Below are 19,735 nucleotides of genomic sequence, written 5' to 3' on the forward strand. Positions count from 1 at the left end.
CCCACCGCGAGGGGATCCTGTGATGTGGCTATGAGCAGTGAGCAAGCTATCCATTAGCTACGTTGCTTATTCTCGGCCGTTTGTGCTGACAGTATATCCCCGCTGCCGGCCATCAAGGGTATCCTTTAGGGCTGGCAGCGGGTTTTTTATTGTTTTTAAAGTGGGTCCCTGGTGTTGGTGCGATTGATGTATCAACATCAATAAGCACAGATTACGCGCGATCTAGATCCAATGAAAGTCCATTAGGCAAAAATTGTGATGCCACTCTGAAAACATTAGCGATATTTTAGTTAAGGTGAGGGGCTTATCGCCGGACAGGCGATAGGATAAAAACGACATTCAGACAAATGGCATAGGTAAGAGGGCGGGCGAATGACGGATTTTATGGCCTGGCTGCGTGGCCATCTGGCGCAGGGGGCGGTAGCGCCGCGTTATATTCAGTTGGCATCGGCGATAGAAAACGCGATCAGGCAGCAGGTGCTGGCGGCAGAGGCGTTTCTGCCGCCCGAACGGCAGATGGCGGAAGGCCTGGCGCTGTCGCGCGTCACCGTCAGCAAGGCGATGAAACTGCTGGAGGAGAAGGGGCTGATTTTGCGACAGCAGGGCGTTGGCACCCGCGTGGCGATGCACATTGGCTATTCCCTCGATAAGGACAGCGGTTTCACCGCTCAGGCGCTGCGTCACGGCAGCAGCGTCAGCAATCGATGGCTGCTGCGCACCCGGGTCGGCGCGCCGGCCAAGGCCGCGGCGGCGCTGGGGCTGGCGGAAGGAGATGAGGTGGTCAAACTGCGGCGTTTGCGCTTGCTGAACGGCAGCCCGGTCTCGCTGGAAACCACCTATATTCCGCCACGCTTCCTGCCCGAACCGGGGCAGCTGGAACATTCGCTGTATGCGTTATGGCAATCGCGCGGCATCGTGCCTGAAGATAAACACTTTCTGCTGAAGGCGGTATCCTGCAGCGACGAGGTTGCCGAGCTGCTCAACGTGCCGTGCGGCGCGCCGTTGTTGCACATCACCCAGACCAGCCGCAATGCCCAGGGTGAGGCGCTGGAGTTCAGCGATATCTTGTGCCGCAGCGACGTTTATGAATTCGAAGTGAACGGTTAGCGAAATAACCATGCTCTTTTTGCAGCTAGTGCGTATAATCGCCGCCCGGCGATTAATTAACCTGTAAAAAGAGCAGCAGAATGAGCACCACCAGCCTGATCCAACCCGATCGTGAACTGTTTTCCTATAAGCCTTATTGGGCGGAATGTTTTGGCACCGCGCCGTTTTTACCGATGTCGCGAGCAGAGATGGATCAACTGGGCTGGGACAGCTGCGATGTGATCATCATCAGCGGCGACGCCTATGTCGATCACCCGAGCTTCGGCATGGCGATCATCGGCCGCATGCTGGAAGCGCAGGGCTTCCGCGTCGGCATCATCGCGCAGCCGGACTGGAGCAACAAAGAAGACTTCATGCGGTTGGGGAAACCGAACCTGTTCTTCGGCATCACCGCCGGCAACATGGACTCGATGATCAACCGCTATACCGCCGATCGCAAACTGCGCCACGACGATGCTTACACCGCCGGCAACGTCGGCGGCAAACGCCCGGATCGCGCTACCCTGGTCTACAGCCAGCGCTGTAAAGAAGCCTACAAAGACGTGCCGATCGTGCTGGGCGGCATCGAAGCCAGCCTGCGCCGTATCGCCCACTACGATTACTGGTCGGATACCGTGCGCCGCTCGGTGCTGGTGGATTCCAAGGCCGACATGCTGATCTACGGCAACGGTGAACGCCCGCTGGTGGAAGTGGCGCATCGCCTGGCCGCCGGTGAGAAGATTGGCGACATCCACGATATTCGCAATACCGCCGTAATGCGCAAAGAAGCGCTGCCGGGCTGGAGCGGCGTGGATTCCACCCGCCTCGACAAGCCGGGCCGCATCGAAGCTATCCCGAACCCGTACGGCGACGATCTGCCGTGCGCCGACGGCGCCAAGCCGAAAGAGCCGGAAGCCAAGCCTGTCACCGTGCGCGCCGCCAAGCCGAAGCCGTGGGAGAAGACCTATGTGCTGCTGCCGTCCTTCGAGAAAGTGAAGGGCGACAAGGTGCTGTATGCGCACACCTCGCGCATTCTGCACCATGAAACCAACCCGGGCTGCGCCCGTGCGCTGATGCAGAAACACGGCGACCGCTACGTGTGGATCAACCCGCCGGCGATCCCGCTGACCACGCCGGAGATGGACAGCGTCTTCGCGCTGCCTTATCAGCGCGTGCCGCACCCGTCCTACGGCCAGGATCGCATTCCGGCCTATGACATGATCCGTTTCTCGGTGAATATCATGCGCGGCTGCTACGGCGGCTGCTCGTTCTGTTCGATCACCGAGCATGAAGGGCGCATCATCCAGAGCCGTTCGGAAGATTCGATCGTTCGCGAAATCGAAGAGATCCGCGACAAGGTGCCGGGCTTTACCGGCGTGATCTCCGATCTCGGCGGCCCGACCGCCAACATGTATATGCTGCGCTGCACCAACCCGCGCGCCGAGCAGACCTGCCGCCGCGCCTCGTGCGTGTATCCGGAGATCTGCACCTATATGGACACCAACCACGAGCCGACCATCAAGCTGTATCGCCGCGCGCGTTCGCTGGAGGGCATCAAGAAGATCCTGATCGCCTCCGGGGTACGTTACGATCTGGCGGTGGAAGATCCGCGTTATATCAAGGAGCTGGCGACCCACCACGTCGGCGGCTACCTGAAGATCGCGCCGGAGCACACCGAAGAAGGGCCGCTGTCGAAGATGATGAAGCCGGGCATGGGCAGCTACGATCGCTTCAAGCAGCTGTTTGATCACTATTCGAAGCAGGCGGGCAAAGAGCAGTACCTGATCCCGTACTTCATCTCGTCGCACCCGGGCACCCGCGATGAAGACATGGTGAACCTGGCGCTGTGGCTGAAGAAGAACCGTTTCCGCCTCGATCAGGTGCAGAACTTCTATCCTTCGCCGATGGCCAACTCCACCACCATGTATTACAGCGGCAAAAACCCGCTGAGCAAGGTGGGGTACAAGAGCGAAGACGTGGTGGTGCCGCGCGGCGATCGCCAGCGCCGCCTGCACAAGGCGCTGCTGCGTTACCACGATCCGGCCAACTGGGCGCTGATCCGCGCCGCGCTGGAAGAGATGGGGCTGAAGCACCTGATCGGCAGCCGCCGCGAGTGTCTGGTGCCGGCGCCGAGCATCGACGAGCAGCGCGAAGCGAAACGCCTGCAGCGCCATACCCGGCCGGCGCTGACCAAACATACCGATATCAATCGGCAGCGCACGCCGTCCAACCGGCCGCCACGCAAACCGATTCGCAAAGCCAAGCCGTAACGGCCACGCCGCGGGCGCAAACAAAAAGGAGAACCCTCGGGTTCTCCTTTTTACTTTTACTCATCACAGCCGATCGTAGGCGGCTTCCACTTTCATCAAATGGCGCGGCGCCTGCGGAGCGGGATGGTATTTGCGCACGTGCCAGTTAAAGGCTTCCGGCGACAGGTTGTTGATCATCGCGATGGCCTGCTGGCGGTTACTGGAGAAGGTGCGCAGCAGCGCGCCGGTGCCGTTGACGTAGGCGATGATGGTGGCGTAGCGCAGCGTAACGGGATTGGCGATCCCTTTAAGCTGTTGTTTTTGCAAGGTGGCCAGATAGGCGGCGCCGAGATCGATATTGGTGTCGGGATCCAGCAGATCGTCATCGTCCGGGCAACCGCGTTTGCCTTTGTAGCGATAGGCGTCGCAGCCGGCGGTATCGGCTTTCAGCTGCATCAGGCCGATCGCATTGGATCTGCTCACTGCGGCGGGGTTGAAACCGGACTCCACCTGGATCATGGCGGTGATCAGCTTGGCGTCTACGCCGTATTCGCTGGCGGCGTCTTTAATGGCGCTGTCGAAGGCGTGGCGATCGTAGCTGACGCGCTGTTTCTTGCCGGCGCAACCCGCCAGCACCAGCATGATGCAAAGCATGCCCAGCCGTGACCCGTGTGAGAAAGAGAATTTCATGGTGCTCCGTGCTTGTCTGTTTTTTAACGGTATTAACCGGCGGGCGGAGCCTCCGGCGTCGTCATCATAACGTCAGGCGGCGCAAGGGAGCAATGTGCGGAAAGGAAAAGCCCCCTCCGACGGGAGAGGGCTTGGGGAGGACTTACAGGGTATCCGGGTCCGGCCCGAGGCGGTTGCCGATGTCCAGCTTGGCGATCTCGCCCAGTTCGTCCTTATCGAGTTTGAAATCAAACACCTCGAAGTTTTCGCGGATGCGCGACGGCGTGACCGATTTCGGGATCACGATAAGGCCGCTGTCCAGGTGCCAGCGCACCACGATCTGCGCCGGGGTTTTCTCGTATTTCTCGGCCAGCGCCTTGATCAGCGGCTGGTCGAACACCCCTTCACCGCCCTGCGCCAGCGGGCTCCAGGATTCGGTGGCGATGTGGTGCGTGGCGTTCCAGGCGCGCAGCTGGCGCTGTTGCAGCAGCGGATGCAGCTCTATCTGGTTGACGACCGGCGCCACGTTGGTTTCATCCAGCAGGCGCTGCAGGTGCGGCGTATGGAAGTTGCATACGCCGATGCTTTTCACCAGGCCTTGATCGCGCAGTTTGATCAGTTCGCGCCAGGCGGAGACGTATTGATCCTGCTGCGGGCGCGGCCAGTGGATCAGATACAGATCCACATAGTCCAGCTTGAGTTTTTCCAAACTGGTTTCCAGCGCCGCCAGCGGATCGCCCTGATCGTCGTTCCACAGCTTGGTGGTGATGAACAGGTCGCTGCGCGGCAGCGAGCTGGACTGCAGCGCGGCGCCGACGCCTTCCTCGTTCTTGTAGATCGCGGCGGTGTCGATGGAGCGGTAACCGATCTCCAGCGCTTTGCTCACCGCGCGGGTGGTCTCTTCAATACTCGCCTGCCAAACGCCGAGACCCAACTGCGGCATCAGATTACCATCGTGGAGTTTGATGATGGGTTGTTGCGTTGTCATGCGCATCTCCTTGTGTACGGATTGCGGCGCCTGCGGCACCGAAACGGCTATAGATAAATTCTAGTTGGCAAAGTGGGCGGTTGCCGGGTTTGCCAGCCTAATTTCAGCGGTGGCGGGAGGGCGATTTTCTCGCCGCTCTCCCTGCGAATGAGCGGTAAGACGGGTGGTGCGAAACGATCGGCGGCGCGCTGAGGCGCCTGACGGCGCCCGGTGATCGGCCGGGCGCCGGATGCGGCGAAAAATGGCTGGCGGAGACTAAAGCCTAGCAAAAAATCGCCGTTTTGCGATTAACGCGCCGCTTCGTAAATGCGGCGGCTGACGTCCAGGGTGATGTCCTGATGCTCGCCCAGGGCGGTCATGCCGTGCTGATGCAGCTTGTCGAGCAGCGCCGGAATGCTGCTGCCGTCGAGCTGATAATCCGCCATGCGGGTCGGTACGCCCATCTGCTCGAAGAAGGCGCGAGTGGCGGCGATGGCGCCGTCGATGCGGCTGTCTTCGCTGCCTTCGCGCAGGCCCCAAACGCGGTCAGCGTACTGCAGCAGTTTTGCGCGCTTCTGCGCTTTCTTCTCGTGCAGCAGCGCCGGCAGCACGATGGCCAGCGTTTGCGCGTGGTCGAGATCGTGCATGGCGGTCAGCTCGTGGCCCAGCATGTGGGTTGCCCAGTCCTGCGGCACCCCGGCGCCGATCAGGCCGTTCAGCGCCATGGTGGCGCTCCACATCACGTTGGCGCGCACCGCATAGTTTTCCGGTTCGGCCAGCGCGCGCGGGCCGTCCTCCTGCAGGGTCAGCAGCAGGCCTTCGGCGAAGCGATCTTGCACCTTGGCGTCGACCGGGTAGGTCAGATACTGCTCCAGGGTGTGCACGAAGGCGTCGACCACGCCATTGGCGATCTGGCGCGGCGGCAGCGAATAGGTCACCACCGGATCCAGCACGGCGAAGCGCGGTTGCACCAGCGGCGAGAAGAAGTGCTGCTTGTCGCCGCTGCTTTTACGGGTGATCACCGCGCCGCTGTTGGATTCGGAACCGGTGGCCGGCAGCGTCAGTACGCAGCCCATCGGCACCGCGTCGGCGATGTGGCTGCCGACGGTCTGCAGGATATGCCAGGCGTCGCCGTTGGCGGTATAACGGGCGGCGGCGGCGATGAACTTGGTGCCGTCAACCACCGACCCGCCGCCGACTGCCAGCAGGAAATCGATGTTTTCCGCCTTTACCACCTCGACCGCTTTCATCAGCGTTTCGTAGGTCGGGTTCGGCTCAATGCCGGAGAATTCCCGCACGTCGCGGCCGGCCAGCGCGCTATACACCTGATCCAGCACGCCGTTTTTCTTCACGCTGCCGCCACCGTAGGTGATCAGGATGCGTGCGTCCGCCGGGATCTGGCCGGCCACTTCGGCAATTTGGTCCTTGCCGAACAGGATTTTGGTTGGGGTATGCAGAATGAAGTTTTGCATGGTTGATTTCTCTCTTTCTGTCAGGCGGGCGCCAAAATGGCGCAAAGGTTTCTGGCCCGTATTGTCAGCAACCTGCCGGCAGCGCACAATGCACATTCCTGTTTGGTTCTTGCCTATTTCTACAATCCTCTGTAGGAATAGCGAATTTTAAATTATGATTTATGCCGAATCGTTCTGACTGTAAGAGGGTGTTTCCGTGATTGAAATCGATGCGCAGCGCAGCCGCATGGCGCGCCAGGCGATGGCTATCGCCACCGGCAACGGCTACACGCCGTCGCCGGTGCCGCGGGTGAAGATCCTGTATGTCGATCGCCACTGCCCGCGCCAACCGGTGATGTACGAACCGGGGATCGTCATCATCTTTCAGGGGCACAAGGTCGGCTATTGCGGCAGTAAGGTGTTCCAGTACGATCCGCGCAACTACCTGCTGATGACGGTGCCGCTGCCGTTCGAATGCGAAACCTTCGCCAGCCCGGAACTGCCGCTGGTTGGATTGGCGGTCAATATCGATACCCAAATGCTGCAGGATTTGCTGATCGACATCGGCGACGACGACTACCTGATGCAACCGCGGGCGGAGAGCAACGGGGTGAACCTGGCCGAGCTGACGGAAGCGCTGCTGTGCGCCACCGAACGCCTGCTGGACGTGATGGCCAAGCCGCTCGACGCCCGGGTGCTGGGGCCGCAGATCGTGCGCGAGATCCTTTACTACGTGCTGCGCGGCACCTGCGGCGCGTCGCTGCAGGAGTTGGTCAATCGCCATACCCACTTCAGCCAGATCGCCAAGGCGCTGCGGCGCATCGAACATCAGTATGCCGACAACCTCAACGTCGAGCAGTTGGCCGGCGAGGTCAACATGAGCGTCTCGGCGTTCCACCACAATTTCAAAGCGGTGACCAACACCTCGCCGCTGCAGTACGTGAAGTCGTACCGGCTGCATAAGGCGCGCCTGCTGATGGTGCATGACGGCCTGAAGGCCAGCACCGCGGCGATCCGCGTCGGCTACGAGAGCGCGTCGCAGTTCAGCCGTGAATTCAAGCGGCTGTTCGGCATGACGCCGAGCGATGAAGTCGCCCGGCTGCGCGAGGCCAACCCGCTGCTGCTGGAGGGCTGAGCCGCGTTTACGGGGGCAGGACGATCTTGCGGGGCGCTGGTCGAGAAGGCGCTGTAGCGCGCCGGATTTAGGAAGAGGAAGCGCGCTTTTTGCGCCAGATCACCAGCATGGCGCCCAGCAGGCCGACGAACAGCAGCAGCAGCGGCAGCAGCATCAGGCCGGTCATCACCTGGCTTTCGTAGCGTTTTACCAGAGGGATTTGACTGAAAGCGTAGCCGAGGCCCACCAGCGCACAGACCCAGATCGCCGCGCTCAGCCAGTTGAACACCTGGAAGCGCGAGCTGTTGAGCCCGGAAATGCCGGCCATGGTCGGCAGCAGCGTGCGCACGAAGCCGAGGAAGCGGCCGATCAGCAGCGCCGTCAGCCCGTGGCGATTGAACAGGTTGTGCGCGCGCTGGTGGTACTGCGCCGGCAGCTGCAGCAGCCAGCTCTTCACCAGGCCGGTGTGGCCCAGCCAGCGGCCCTGGATATAGCTCAGCCAGCAGCCGAGGCCGGCGGCGGCGGTCAGAATCAGCAGGGTGGGGGCAAAGCCCATCACGCCTTTGGCGATCAGCGCGCCCGACAGCAGCAGCAGGCTGTCGCCGGGGAGGAAGGAGGCGGGCAGCAGTCCGTTTTCCAAAAACAGGGTGGTGAAAAGTACGGCGTAAACCACCCAAATTACGCTTGGATCGGCGAGGGCGATAAAGTCCTGCTGCCAAAGCGCATGAATAATCTCTCGTAATACATCCATTTTATGTCCTGTTGCATGCCGGTTGCGCCCGGGGTCACGTTCTCCAGGATGCGGCGGTTACCGTATCTGACAGTTACCCGATTAGTGTACCGCTAATAGCTTAAGCCGACATTAAACAAGGCGAAGAAAATTACCGGAATCCGCCTTGGCGCACGCCGCTGAGGCGATCGAAGCCGGCCGCCAGATCGGCGATCAGGTCTTCGACGTTCTCCAGGCCGATGTGCAGGCGCACCAGCGTGCCGGAGAAATCGACGCCGCCCGCCGGACGGATCGCTTCCAGCTCTTCCGGCTGGTTGGCCAGGATCAGCGACTCGAAGCCGCCCCAGGAGTAGGCCATGCTGAAATGGCTGAAGTTGTCCAGGTAGGCGGCCAGCTGCGCATCATCCAGCCGCTCTTTCAGCACGAAGGAGAACAGCCCGTTGCAGCCGCTGAAGTCGCGGCGGTAGAACTCGTGGCCCTTGCAGCTGGGCAGGGCCGGGTGATTGACCGTCGCCACCTCCGGCCGTGCCGCCAGCCAGTGGGCGACTTCGATGCTGCTGCGCTCGTGCTGCTTCAGGCGCACGCTCAGGGTGCGCAGGCCGCGGCTCGCCATGTAGGCGGTGTCGGCATCCACCATCTGCCCCATCAGGTAGGAGTACTCGCGCAGCCGATCCCAACAGCGCGCGTTGGCGACGGCGGTGCCGAGCATGTAATCGGAATGGCCGATCAGGTATTTGGTGCCGGCCTGAATCGAAATGTCGATGTCGAAATCCAGCGCCTTGAACAGCACGCCCGCCGCCCAGGTGTTGTCGATCATGATCACCACCTCCGGCGCCACGGCGCGGATGGCCTGCACCATCGCCGGAATATCCTGCACTTCCAGGGTGATGGAGCCGGGGGATTCCAGGAACACCACGCGGGTATTGGGCTGGATCAGCGTGGCGATATCGGCGCCAATTAATGGATCGAAATAGGTGGTGCTGACGTTCATGCGGCCGAGGATATGGGTGCAGAAATCCTGGGTCGGTTCGTACGCCGAGCCGGTGACCAGCAGGTGATCGCCGGCGCCGACGAACGACAGGATCGCATTGGCTACCGCCGCCGCGCCGCAGGGGTACAGCACGCAGCCGGCGCCGCCCTCCAGCTCCACCATCGCATCCTGCAGCGCGAAGTGGGTCAGGGTGCCGCGTCGGCCGTAAAACAGCTCGCCGTGGGCGCGCTGCGCGGTGGCGTGTTTTTTGGCGGCGACGGAGTCGAAGACCAAAGAAGAGGCGCGTTGCGTGACGGGATTGACGGAGCCCTGGGTGTAGCGCTTGCCGCGGCCGGCGCCGATCAGCGTGGTTTCGATATGTTTTGACGTCATGGTACCTGGCTCACCTCTGGTTGCTCTGCACGTGCCCGTTTGCGATAGCCCTTACGTTATCATGAGTCAATATAGCCATCCAGACGTTTTAACTTCCAGATACAGAAACGGCTATAATTGGCTGCCGACTGCGCATTTCTCGCCTAATCCTTCTGCCGAGCGGCGAGAGAGAAGCCCATTCATCGGTCGGATGCCGTTCGGCAGCGTGGCCTTGTTGCGCCGTTGTGGGGGAAAAGTAACGAAATAACCCCATAAAAGGGGCGTTTGGCGGTGAACGGACGCGGATTGGCGCTTTGCCGCGGGGTTGGCTAAAATTTTCTCGTTTATTTGGTAAATAATAATGAGAACTACTATCAATCCCCGGTTGGTTTGATATGATCGCACGCTGAATTATTCCTTAATTTTGATCGGTAATGGGTGGAGGCACAGCGTGAAAACGGCTGGCAAGAATTTAAATCAAGGATCGTTCGGCCAGGGCCGGGCGCAGTGGGGCAAGGCCTTTGGCCGCAGCCTGATGGCTTCAATGGTGTTGGTCGTGGGGCTGGCCGGCAGCGCGCAGGCGGCGCCGGCGGCCAATCCGGCCGTTACCGAAAGCGTTGCGCCGACCACCGCGCCTGCACCTGCAGCCGCCGCGCCGGAGAGCATCACGCCGGTGAACCCGGCGCCAACGATCCAGCCACCGGAAACCCGCGGCATGGATCTGTCCGTTTGGGGCATGTATCAGCACGCCGACGCGGTGGTGAAAGCGGTAATGATCGGCCTGGTGCTGGCCTCGATCGTGACCTGGACCATTCTGTTCTCCAAAGGCAGTGAATTGCTGCGCGCCAAACGCCGCCTGCGCCGCGAACAGCTGGCGCTGGCCGACGCGCGCTCGCTGGATGAAGCTTCCGAGCTGGCGCAAAACTTCGGCTCGCAGAGCGTCAGCGCTGTCTTGCTGAACGACGCGCAAAATGAGCTGGAGCTGTCCGCAGAGTCCAGCGACAACAACGGCATCAAAGAGCGTACCGGCTTCCGCCTCGAGCGCCGCGTGGCGGCCTACAGCCGCAACATGGGCCGCGGCAACGGTTTCCTGGCCACCATCGGCGCCATCTCGCCGTTCGTCGGCCTGTTCGGCACCGTGTGGGGCATCATGAACAGCTTCATCGGCATCGCCCATTCGCAGACCACCAACCTGGCGGTCGTGGCGCCGGGCATCGCGGAAGCGCTGCTGGCGACCGCGCTGGGCCTGGTCGCGGCGATCCCTGCCGTCGTTATCTACAACATCTTTGCCCGCGTCATCAGCGGCCATCGTGCCCAGGTAGGCGACGTGGCGGCGCAGGTCTTGCTGCTGCAGGGTCGCGATCTGGATCTGGCCGCAACGGCGGAAGCCAAGCGCTCACAGCACGCACACCAACTGCGGGCGGGGTGAGTCATGGCGATGCGCTTAAATGAAGATCTGGACGACAGCGGCGAATTGCATGAAATCAACGTGACGCCGTTTATCGACGTCATGTTGGTGCTGTTGATCATCTTTATGGTGGCCGCGCCGCTGGCAACGGTAGATATCCGCGTCGATCTGCCGGCTTCTTCCGCCAAACCGCAGCCGCGGCCGGAAAAACCGGTGTTCCTGTCGGTGAAGGCCGACAAGCAGCTCTACGTTGGCGATCAGCCGGTGAATGCCGATCAGCTGACTTCGGTGCTGGATCAACGCACTCAGGCCAACAAAGAAACCACCATCTTCTTCCAGGCGGACAAGAGCGTGGACTATGAAACGCTGATGAGCGTGATGGACACTCTGCGTAAAGCCGGCTACCTGAAAGTGGGGCTGGTGGGCATGGAAGGCGCCGCCAAGTAGCGGCAGCAAAACGATAAAGGGCGCTCAGGCGCCCTTTTTTATAGATTCAGAAATATCACTCCTCGGCCAACAACGCCCGCGAACCGGCATGGCGCCAGTGGATACGGCCCGGCAGGTAAAGCGCGTTCTGTTCCAGCGGCCGCTCGTCGATGAGCGCGGTGACCTGGCTGAAGCTATGTTGCGCCAGCGCCCGGCAGTCCTGCGCCACCGTGTCTATCTTCAACGTCATGCAGTCGAACAGGTAGTGATCGTCGAAGCTGCATAGGTGGATGTCGCTTTCCATTAGCTGATGCTGAGTCAGATAACGCAATACCCCTTCCAACAGGCCGCAGGCGGCGGTGAACAGCGCTTTGGGCGGACGCCCCAGCTGTGCGCACAGCTGAGCGAACATCTCGTAACCCGAGCTGGGGTGATAGCTGCCGTTGATGATCCATTCCGGTTTGCACGATACGCCGGCGCGCTCCAGGCCAAGCTGGAAGCCGGCCAGCCGATCGCGGGTCGGTGAAATGCGCGGTTGCCCGCCGAGAAAATAGATCTCATCCGGATGCTGACGCGCGACCTTTTCCACCAGGTCGGCGGTCGCATTAACCGAGTCGGTGATCACCAGCGGCAGTTCGGAACCGGCGATCAGGCGATCCATCTGCACCACCGGCAGCCCGGCGTTGATCTTCTGGTATTCCGCGTCGTTCAGCTGGCTGGAGGCGACGATCAGGCCGTCGACCTGCCGCTGCACCAGACTGTTCACCGCCATCATCTCCTGCGCCGGGTTTTCATCGGTACAGGCGATCAACAGCTGCAGACCGGCCTCGCGGCACAGCGTTTCCAGCTCGCGCGAGATCACCGCAAAGCCGTAGTTGGTCATCTCCGGCACCACCAGCCCCAGCGTGTGGCTGCGGTTGGAGCGCAAAGAGCGGGCGTGGATGCTGGGCTGATAATGGTGTTCGTGCGCCAGCGCCAGAATGCGATCGCGGGTGTCGTCGGACACCCGGTATTCCTTGCTGCGGCCGTTCAGCACCAGGCTGGCGGTCGATTTCGACACCCCGGCCAGCGTGGCGATGTCACTGATGGTAATGCGTTTATTTTTTTTCACTGACGCCGTCTGAAGTCATCGGAGGATGCGTCATTCTAGCATGCATGGCGTCAGCGGCCAGTATTCCAACGCCAGCGGCGCGCTCCCGTTCAGCCGCAGTTGCGGTTCAGCTGCCGGGAAGTAGCGCGCGCTCATCACCGCCTCGCCGTGGTTGATGAAAATCTCCACGCTGGAACGATCGAACAGCAGCTGCAGATGCGTGACCGGGCCGCGCCAGTAACGGTGCTCCGGCCTACCGTCGGCCAGGGAAGCGCGCGTCAGCTGCAGCCGTTCGCCGTCCCAGCTCAGCGTCATGGCGTCGCCAAAGGCGGCGCTGAACGCGCCCTGCGGCGTCAGCTGCAACTCCGCGGCGCCCAGCGCATAGGCGGGGGCGTCATCGGCGCGGCCTTGCCAGCCAGCCCGCTCGCCGCGCAGCTGTTGCAGCTCGCGTGCCGGGTGCTGGTAGAGGCGGCCATGCTGCAGCGACAGCTCGCGCGGGCAGGTCATGGTGTGGATCCAGCCGTAACGGCGCGTCGGGTGGGCTTCTTCATCTTGCTCGGGCACGCCCATCCAGCCGAACAGCAGGCGGCGGCCATCTTCTGCCTGCGTCGTCTGGGGCGCGTAGAACTCGAAGCCGGCGTCCAGCTCGCGAAATTCGCCGTGGCTGAAGGCCGCCTGCCGGTAATCCAGCTTGCCGAGCAGATAGCCGGCCTGATAACGGTTGAGATAGCGTTCCGGCTGCGGCGCCAGCCCCTGCGGGCAGCAGATCAACACGTCGTCGCCGTCCAGCGAGAACAGATCCGGGCACTCCCACATGTAGCCGAATTCACCCAGGTCGTTCAGGCCGGAACCGGCGATCTCCCCCAGCGCTTGCCAGTCGCGCAGATCGCAGGAACGCAGCAGCAGCACCTTGCCGCGATCCTGCAAGTCACGCGCGCCGAGCACCATGTACCAGGCATCCTGATGACGCCACACTTTCGGATCGCGTACGTGGCCGCTGTAGCCCTCCGGCAGCGGCAGCACCGGCCCGAGTTTGCGGTATTCGCCCCGATCGCTTTCCTGAGCCAGGCATTGGTAAGCGGTGCGCGAGCCGTCGGGGAATTTCACGTTGCCGGTGTAGATCAGCGTGATTTTGTCTTCCGCCACCACCGCCGAGCCGGAATAACAGCCGTGGCTGTCGTAACAGGCGCCCGGCGCCAGGGCGATCGGCTGATGTTCCCAACGCAATAAATCGGTCGATTGCCAGTGTCCCCAGCACTTGTTGCGATGATCGCAGCCCAGCGGGTTCCACTGATAGAACAGGTGATAAACGCCATTGTGCTGGATAAAGCCATTGGGATCGTTCAGCAGGCCAACGCTGGGCGCCAGATGCCAGGCCGGGCGGTGCGGATCGCGCAGCGCGCGTGGCTGGCCGTTCATGACCGCCCGCAGCGCCTGTTTGATTAAGCTGAGTTCTTCCATCATTGCGCGTCCGTTTTATATTTCAGCAGCAGGGAGAGCGCGAAGGCGCTGCCAAAAGCGATCGCCAGGCCGATGATATAGCTGACCAGCGAACTGGCCTGCACGATCGCCATGCCGGGGATCGCCGTCAGCCCGACCGCATTCATGCCGACGTGGTTGGCCACCACCCAGGCGCCGCCGAGCGCGCCGCCCGCCAGCGCCGCCAGGAAAGGCTTCACGAAGCGCAGGTTGATGCCGAACAGCGCCGCTTCGGTGATGCCGAGCATGGCGGAAAAGGCCGACGGCACCGCGATGGCTTTGATTTTGGCGTCGCGGGTTTTGAAATACACCGCCAGGCAGGCGCCGCCCTGCGCGATGTTGGCCATCGACCAGATCGGCAGCAGGAAGTTGACGCCGATATTGGGATTGCCGAGCAGCCCGGCCTCTACCGCATGGAAACTGTGGTGAATGCCGGTGATGACGATAGCGGAATAGAGACCGCCGAACAGCAGCCCGGCGAACCAGCCCGCATGGGCAATCAGCGTGCTGAGCACGAAGGAGATGCCGTCGCCCAGCGCGCGGCCGGCGGGGCCGATAAACAGCAGAGCGACAAAGCCTGAGATGACCACCGTCAGGAACGGCGTCAGGATCAGATCGAGCGCGTTGGGGATCACCTTGCGCAGCCGTTTTTCCAGCACGCTCATGAACCACACCGTCAGCAGCACCGGGAACACGGTGCCCTGATAGCCGATCATGGCGATGTCCAGACCGAAGAAGTTCATGGTGTGGAACCCTCCGGCGACGCCCCAGGCGTTGGTCAGCGCCGGATGCGTCAAAATGCCGCCGAGCGTGGCGCCCAGGTAGGGATTGCCGCCGAATTCGCGTGCGGCGGTGAAGCCGATCAGAATCGGCAGGATAATGAACGCCGCCGAGCTGAACATATCCAGCATGATGAACAGCGCGCTGTTGGCATCGGCCCAGCCGTAGGTTTTCACCATGCCGAGCAGCCCCATCAGCAGGCCGGACGCGACGATCGCCGGAATGATCGGCACGAAGATGTTCGACAGCAGGCGGGCGATGCGCTGCAGCGGGTTGAGCTTTTTCGCCGCAATATCGGCGGCTTCGGCCTTGCTGGATTCGCTGACGCCCGCCGCCTTGATGAATTCCGCATGCACCTTGTTGACCAGCCCGGTGCCGAAGATCACCTGGATCTGACCGGCGTTGCTGAAGCAGCCTTTGACGCCGTCCAGTTTGCCGATGGCCTCTTTGTCCACCTTGCTGTCGTCCACCAGCACCAGGCGCAGGCGCGTGGCGCAGTGGGCGGCGCTGGCGATGTTTTCTTTACCGCCGAGCAGCGGCAACAGCGCGTTGGCGGTTGCGGTAATGTCCATGTTGTCCCCTTGCTAAATAAAAATGCCGCCGCGCCGTTTGCGGCGCAGCGACGTGAATCGATGTCAGAAGAAATACTTGAATCTGGCGCGCATGCCGTAACGTTGATCGCTGTCGCCGTTGGCTATCTTGTTGTCGGCGTTGGCTTCCAGCAGCGACACATAGGCGCCCAAATACAAATTGAAATTCTTCATATTCATAATGTCAGGTATCTGATACGACGCGTGAACGGTGTGGATGTCGTAGTTGCCCGGTTCGCTGAGCGGGTTGTGGATATCGGCGGCGATCCCGGCGGTATTGAACTCTTTGATATTGTTATGGGCATAGATATAACCCAGTTCGAAGCGCCGCCACAGCACGTTGACGCCGGCGGTGAAGTCTTGCTCGCCTGAGGCATCCAGATAGGCGGTGCTCAGGTTGGCCACCACGCCGTTGTCCGGATCGGCGGCGCTGTTGTTCCAGCTCATCGTCATGCCGTAGCCGTTGCGCTTGGACTGATCGACGAAACGGCCCTGGCTGTCCCGATAGCCGTAGGCGTTATTCACCACGTTGCTTTCCATCGCCGCCGCGATGCTGAAGGCGTCTTTTTTCCAGGCGATCACCGGCCGTAAATAGGCGACGTTTTTCTTATTGTCCAGGGCGTTGCCGTGGTAGCTGTTGTCCTGGAACAGCGAAGTGCCATCCTCCACCAGCGTGTTCAGTTCGAAATAGACATCACCGGCGTATTTGCTCAGCATCAGGTTGCCGCCGCTGCTGCTGCGGCCGCGGCCCTCTTTCATCATGTAGATATAGCCGAAGCCGTCGGCGTACAGATCGTTGGCGGTATTGCCGGAGTATTGAATGAAGGTGTCCTGATTCAGCGGGAACATGTCGTAGGCTTCAAAGCGGCCGATTTTGGTTTGCCAGTTCTTTTCATTGCCGAAGAAGAAGGCGGCGTCGTCCAGGTTCATTTTGCCGGTCATGTCCGCCAGCGGCTGCACGCTGAAGCCGGAGAAGTTGCCGTCCTGATTGCGGCGGTAGCCGTCCAACCCGACCAGAATACGGCCGTTGATATCCCAACGTTCTTTGTTGCCGGGCTTCCAGTCCTTGTGGTCGCTGCCTTTCAGCGACGTCAGTTGGCCGCTGCGGCTGGCGCCGTCCAGATTGAACTCCACATCCCCGTACAGCTTCAGGTCATTGAATCCGCTAAGTTTCAGCACGCTGGAGTTGGCAATCGGTGTTTCCGGCGTGGCGGCATGCTGTGCAATCTGCGCGGTTTGCCGTTCGGTGTTGGTGGTGCGTTGTTCCAGCTGTTGCGCCCGACGTTCCGCCGCCGTCGCGCGGGTTTCAGCCTGTGCGGCGCGCCGTTCCGCCTGCGCCAGACGTTGTTCCAGCGCGTTGAGACGCGCCTCGATGCTGCCGCTGCCCGAGGCCGCTGCGCTGGAAGCGGAGAGGAAAAGCCCTGTTGTTATCGCCAAATAGCTGAGTTTTTTCATCATCGTCTATCATCCGGGTAAGGGTTGTTATTATTGTTTGCTAAATTGCTAAACCGGTTTTTCATGGCGAAAGATAACGAGAGCGAAGCGAGCTGGCAACTCAGTTAGCTAACCCGATTCAGCTATTGTGATCGAGCGCGCAAATCGTGGGTAAAAGCACGGCGAACCTGCGGATCGCCGTGAATGCTGAAGATCAACGCAGGAAAGCGGCCAGCTCGTCGGCGCGGGGCAGGGCGGTCATGGCGCCTTTGGCGGTGGTGGCCAGCGCGCCGCAGGCCTGGGCCTGGGCGATAACCGCCGGCCATTGCGCTTCCTGCGGCAATTCGTGAAGGCGCGCCAGCGCCGCTAACAGCCCGGCGACGAAGGCGTCGCCGGCGCCGGTGGTATCGACCGGCACGATCGATGGCGCGTGGAAATGGCGCAGACGCTGCCCATCGTGTACGCAGACGCCGTCGCCGCCCAGCGTCACCAGCAGCAGGCGCAGCGGATAGGTTTGCATCATCCAGCGAATGGCGTTCTCCGGATCGTCAAGATGGCTGATGAAAGCCAGCTCTTCGCGCGACAGTTTCACCACGTCCGCCAGCAGCAGCGCCTTTTGCAGGCAGGGGCGCAGCGCTTCCGGCTGGCGCCAGACCTCTTCGCGGATGTTGGGATCGAAACTGACCCGGCCACCGGCCGCCCGAATGCGCTCCATCGCGGTAAAGGCCGCGCTGCGGCTGGGCTCCTGCGAGAGCGCGATGGAGCAGAGGTGCAGCCATTCCCCCCGTTGGAAAGCCGGCAGATCGTCGGGTTGCAAAAACAGATCGGCGCTGGGCTGCACCATAAACGTGAATGAGCGCTCACCCTGCAGATCGAGATCCACCACGACCGTGGAGGTGTGGTGTTCGGGATCCGGCCGCATATGGCTGATATCCACCCCTTCATCGCTCAGCACCCGCTGCAAAAAGGCGCCGAAGCTGTCTTGCCCCACTCGCCCGATAAAAGCGCTGTCGCCACCGAGCCGGGCGATACCCACCGCCACGTTAGCCGGCGCGCCGCCGGGGCATTTGAGATAACCGTTGGCATTTTCCGGCACCAGGTCGATCACGGCGTCGCCCAGTACCCATACGCGATTCATCATGCTTAATCCCTGTTTTTGTCCTTGTCAGATGGGGTGCTAAAATAGAAGAACCGGTTTAGCAAGGCAATGAAATAATGCGCTGGGGCGTTGGGAGGGTGAGGAAGATCAATTTTTTTCGGGGATCGGGGGGAAGAGAACCCGCCCCGCGAGCCGGCTCGGGGGCGAGGTAGCGGGGCGGTTTAGCCCAGTTTCGGATACACGCCCGGGCCGATTGGCAACCCAAGCGCATACCAGACCAGCAGCAGCAAAATCCACACGCTGAAGAACACCACGGGATAGGGCAGGATCAGCACGTAATAAGTGCCGAGCTGCGCGTCTTTGCGGTAGCGCTGCAGGAAGCCGAGGAACAGCGGCAGGAACGGCGACATCGGCGCCAGCGGCAGTACCGCAGAGTCGGCGATGCGAAAGATCATCTGGGCGAACGCCGGGTGGAAACCGAGCAGCATAAACATCGGCACGAAGATCGGCGCCAAAATTGACCAGATCGCCGAGCCGCTGGCGATGAACATGCACAGGAAGGCGGAGAGGAACATCAGGCCGAGAAATGCCGGCGCGCCACTCATGCCGGCGGCTTCCAGCATATCGGTCAGGCCGACGGCCATAAACTTGCCTATGTTGCTCCAGTTAAAGAACGCCACGAACTGCGACAGCGGAAACACCATCACGATAAAACCCGCCATACTTTTCATCGGATCGAGCAAGTGGTGGGGAATGTCATCCGGCCGCCGGATCTGTTTGGTGACCACGCCATAGGTAATGGCGACGGTGAAGAAGAACAGGATGATGATCGGCACTATACCCTTGATGAACGGGGAAGGGATCACCGAACCGGTGTTCGGGTCACGCAGCGGCGCGGCCTCCGGCACCACCAGAGCGGCGATGATGGCGATAAACACCAGCGCGGCGATGCCGCTCATCATCAGCCCCCGGTTTTGCAACGGGGTCAGCGCTGCGATTTTGTCTTCGGCGCCGCCTTGCCACTTCGGCAGCCGGGGCTCGATAAACTTGTCGGTGAGCAGCGCGCCGGCGATGGTCAGCACGATCACGGAGGTGGCCATAAAGTACCAGTTGTCGATTACGCTAACGTGAACCGCGCCATCCACCGCTTTGGTGGCTTCGGTGCTGATGCCGGAAAGCAATACGTCGGTGGTGACGATCAACAGGTTGGCGGTAAAGCCGGAGGCGACGCCGGCGATCGCCGCCAGCAGTCCGGCTATCGGGTGGCGGCCCACCGCCACAAACATCAGCGCGCCAAGGGGCGGCATCACCACCAGCGCGGCGTCCGACGAGATATGGCTGAAGAAGGCGATAAACAGCACCATATAACTGGCGTAGCGGGCGCTGACGCGCGAGGCCATTTTGTACATCAGCGCCTGCAGCAGGCCGACCTTTTCCGCCAGGCCGGCGCCTATTACCAGCGCCAAAATAGCCCCCAGCGGCGCAAAGCTGCTGAAGTTATGGATGATGTTGGGAAATATCCACTGCATGCCCGCCACGCTCATCAGGTTATTGACCTTGATGAGCTCGCCGGTGGCCGGATTTTTCACCGCCACGTCGAGCCAGGAAAACAGCGCGGTGGCCAGCATAAGCACCAGGATCAAATAGACGAACAGTAAAAACGGATTGGGGATCTTATTGCCGATGCGTTCCACCCAGTAAAAAACGCGTCCGGGGCTTTTATTGATTGGCGTTGTGGCCTCACTCATGATTTTACCCTCTGTGTTTGCTCTGTTGTGTGATTGTTATTATTTGATTTATTTATAATTATGCTTAGTGGCC

The 19,735-nt window shown here is 61.2% G+C and carries 16 protein-coding genes; 5 read left to right on the plus strand and 11 right to left on the minus strand.

Going from position 1 to position 19,735, the window contains the following annotated elements; translation table 11 throughout:
- Positions 1 to 372 precede the first annotated feature (372 nt).
- Entirely contained in the window at positions 373 to 1,107 is a 735-nt protein-coding gene (locus ACJ8HH_RS17135; RefSeq protein WP_039569295.1) for a GntR family transcriptional regulator, read from the plus strand.
- A gap of 80 nt (positions 1,108 to 1,187) precedes the next feature.
- Entirely contained in the window at positions 1,188 to 3,356 is a 2,169-nt protein-coding gene (locus ACJ8HH_RS17140) for a YgiQ family radical SAM protein (protein ID WP_060431359.1), read from the plus strand.
- A gap of 63 nt (positions 3,357 to 3,419) precedes the next feature.
- Here the strand turns inward: ACJ8HH_RS17140 and ACJ8HH_RS17145 are convergent, their stop codons facing one another.
- The 3 genes from ACJ8HH_RS17145 to yqhD form a co-directional block, all read right to left on the minus strand.
- Positions 3,420 to 4,025: a transglycosylase SLT domain-containing protein gene (locus tag ACJ8HH_RS17145; protein WP_033649078.1), complete on the minus strand. Its 606-nt coding sequence runs from the start codon at positions 4,023 to 4,025 to the stop codon at positions 3,420 to 3,422.
- A gap of 142 nt (positions 4,026 to 4,167) precedes the next feature.
- The gene (gene dkgA / locus ACJ8HH_RS17150) at positions 4,168 to 4,992 is read right to left on the minus strand and encodes a 2,5-didehydrogluconate reductase DkgA (RefSeq protein ID WP_033654835.1); all 825 of its coding nucleotides are present in this window, start codon (positions 4,990 to 4,992) and stop codon (positions 4,168 to 4,170) included.
- Between the two features lie 287 nt (positions 4,993 to 5,279).
- A complete protein-coding gene (gene yqhD, locus ACJ8HH_RS17155) occupies positions 5,280 to 6,443 on the minus strand; it encodes an alcohol dehydrogenase (RefSeq protein WP_060436659.1) in 1,164 nt (387 codons plus the stop codon).
- A gap of 226 nt (positions 6,444 to 6,669) precedes the next feature.
- Between yqhD and ACJ8HH_RS17160 the strand changes: the two genes are divergently transcribed.
- Positions 6,670 to 7,557 carry an AraC family transcriptional regulator gene (locus ACJ8HH_RS17160; protein ID WP_194243347.1) on the plus strand — a complete coding sequence of 296 codons (888 nt, stop codon included), beginning with the start codon at positions 6,670 to 6,672 and terminating at the stop codon, positions 7,555 to 7,557.
- 67 nt (positions 7,558 to 7,624) lie between these two features.
- On the opposite strand, the gene ACJ8HH_RS17165 is transcribed toward ACJ8HH_RS17160, so the two are convergent.
- The gene (locus ACJ8HH_RS17165; protein WP_033636044.1) at positions 7,625 to 8,287 is read right to left on the minus strand and encodes a DedA family protein; all 663 of its coding nucleotides are present in this window, start codon (positions 8,285 to 8,287) and stop codon (positions 7,625 to 7,627) included.
- A gap of 130 nt (positions 8,288 to 8,417) precedes the next feature.
- Complete coding sequence (gene metC, locus ACJ8HH_RS17170; protein ID WP_197750701.1) at positions 8,418 to 9,629, minus strand: cystathionine beta-lyase; 1,212 nt, start codon at positions 9,627 to 9,629, stop codon at positions 8,418 to 8,420.
- 430 nt (positions 9,630 to 10,059) lie between these two features.
- On the opposite strand from metC, the gene exbB reads away from it, so the two are divergent.
- Positions 10,060 to 11,037, plus strand: a complete 978-nt coding sequence (gene exbB / locus ACJ8HH_RS17175; RefSeq protein WP_072264955.1) for a tol-pal system-associated acyl-CoA thioesterase — start codon at positions 10,060 to 10,062, stop codon at positions 11,035 to 11,037.
- A gap of 3 nt (positions 11,038 to 11,040) precedes the next feature.
- The gene (gene exbD / locus ACJ8HH_RS17180; protein WP_004937307.1) at positions 11,041 to 11,463 is read left to right on the plus strand and encodes a TonB system transport protein ExbD; all 423 of its coding nucleotides are present in this window, start codon (positions 11,041 to 11,043) and stop codon (positions 11,461 to 11,463) included.
- 55 nt (positions 11,464 to 11,518) lie between these two features.
- Here the strand turns inward: exbD and ACJ8HH_RS17185 are convergent, their stop codons facing one another.
- The 6 genes from ACJ8HH_RS17185 to abgT all read right to left on the minus strand — a co-directional run bounded on the left by ACJ8HH_RS17185 (position 11,519) and on the right by abgT (position 19,662).
- Positions 11,519 to 12,553 (minus strand): LacI family DNA-binding transcriptional regulator, encoded by a 1,035-nt coding sequence (locus ACJ8HH_RS17185; RefSeq protein WP_033636042.1) that lies wholly within the window; start codon positions 12,551 to 12,553, stop codon positions 11,519 to 11,521.
- 30 nt (positions 12,554 to 12,583) lie between these two features.
- Positions 12,584 to 13,993 carry a sucrose-6-phosphate hydrolase gene (locus ACJ8HH_RS17190; RefSeq protein ID WP_060419839.1) on the minus strand — a complete coding sequence of 470 codons (1,410 nt, stop codon included), beginning with the start codon at positions 13,991 to 13,993 and terminating at the stop codon, positions 12,584 to 12,586.
- The gene (locus ACJ8HH_RS17195) at positions 13,993 to 15,363 is read right to left on the minus strand and encodes a sucrose-specific PTS transporter subunit IIBC (RefSeq protein ID WP_033649084.1); all 1,371 of its coding nucleotides are present in this window, start codon (positions 15,361 to 15,363) and stop codon (positions 13,993 to 13,995) included. The genes ACJ8HH_RS17190 and ACJ8HH_RS17195 overlap by 1 nt, the downstream gene beginning before the upstream one ends.
- A 63-nt stretch (positions 15,364 to 15,426) precedes the next feature.
- The gene (locus ACJ8HH_RS17200; RefSeq protein ID WP_033649110.1) at positions 15,427 to 16,836 is read right to left on the minus strand and encodes a carbohydrate porin; all 1,410 of its coding nucleotides are present in this window, start codon (positions 16,834 to 16,836) and stop codon (positions 15,427 to 15,429) included.
- Positions 16,837 to 17,029: 193 nt separating this feature from the next.
- Positions 17,030 to 17,956, minus strand: coding sequence for an aminoimidazole riboside kinase (locus ACJ8HH_RS17205; RefSeq protein ID WP_060451963.1), 927 nt, complete (start codon positions 17,954 to 17,956; stop codon positions 17,030 to 17,032).
- 179 nt (positions 17,957 to 18,135) lie between these two features.
- Positions 18,136 to 19,662: a p-aminobenzoyl-glutamate transporter gene (gene abgT / locus ACJ8HH_RS17210; RefSeq protein ID WP_033649086.1), complete on the minus strand. Its 1,527-nt coding sequence runs from the start codon at positions 19,660 to 19,662 to the stop codon at positions 18,136 to 18,138.
- Positions 19,663 to 19,735: the final 73 nt, after the last annotated feature.

Origin of the sequence: Serratia sp. CY32780, assembly GCF_052169135.1 — a bacterium.
GTDB classification, from domain to species: Bacteria; Pseudomonadota; Gammaproteobacteria; order Enterobacterales; family Enterobacteriaceae; genus Serratia; species Serratia sarumanii.

Bases quoted from the DNA above. Each gene is read 5' to 3' on its own strand.
- metC (WP_197750701.1), bottom strand. From the start codon at position 9,629: ATGACGTCAAAACATATCGAAACCACGCTGATCGGCGCCGGCCGCGGC.
- ACJ8HH_RS17145 (WP_033649078.1), bottom strand. From the start codon at position 4,025: ATGAAATTCTCTTTCTCACACGGGTCACGGCTGGGCATGCTTTGCATC.
- abgT (WP_033649086.1), bottom strand. From the start codon at position 19,662: ATGAGTGAGGCCACAACGCCAATCAATAAAAGCCCCGGACGCGTTTTT.
- ACJ8HH_RS17190 (WP_060419839.1), bottom strand. From the start codon at position 13,993: ATGGAAGAACTCAGCTTAATCAAACAGGCGCTGCGGGCGGTCATGAAC.
- exbD (WP_004937307.1), top strand. From the start codon at position 11,041: ATGGCGATGCGCTTAAATGAAGATCTGGACGACAGCGGCGAATTGCAT.
- ACJ8HH_RS17195 (WP_033649084.1), bottom strand. From the start codon at position 15,363: ATGGACATTACCGCAACCGCCAACGCGCTGTTGCCGCTGCTCGGCGGT.
- ACJ8HH_RS17140 (WP_060431359.1), top strand. From the start codon at position 1,188: ATGAGCACCACCAGCCTGATCCAACCCGATCGTGAACTGTTTTCCTAT.
- ACJ8HH_RS17200 (WP_033649110.1), bottom strand. From the start codon at position 16,836: ATGAAAAAACTCAGCTATTTGGCGATAACAACAGGGCTTTTCCTCTCC.
- ACJ8HH_RS17205 (WP_060451963.1), bottom strand. From the start codon at position 17,956: ATGATGAATCGCGTATGGGTACTGGGCGACGCCGTGATCGACCTGGTG.
- dkgA (WP_033654835.1), bottom strand. From the start codon at position 4,992: ATGACAACGCAACAACCCATCATCAAACTCCACGATGGTAATCTGATG.
- ACJ8HH_RS17165 (WP_033636044.1), bottom strand. From the start codon at position 8,287: ATGGATGTATTACGAGAGATTATTCATGCGCTTTGGCAGCAGGACTTT.
- ACJ8HH_RS17160 (WP_194243347.1), top strand. From the start codon at position 6,670: ATGGCGCGCCAGGCGATGGCTATCGCCACCGGCAACGGCTACACGCCG.
- yqhD (WP_060436659.1), bottom strand. From the start codon at position 6,443: ATGCAAAACTTCATTCTGCATACCCCAACCAAAATCCTGTTCGGCAAG.
- ACJ8HH_RS17135 (WP_039569295.1), top strand. From the start codon at position 373: ATGACGGATTTTATGGCCTGGCTGCGTGGCCATCTGGCGCAGGGGGCG.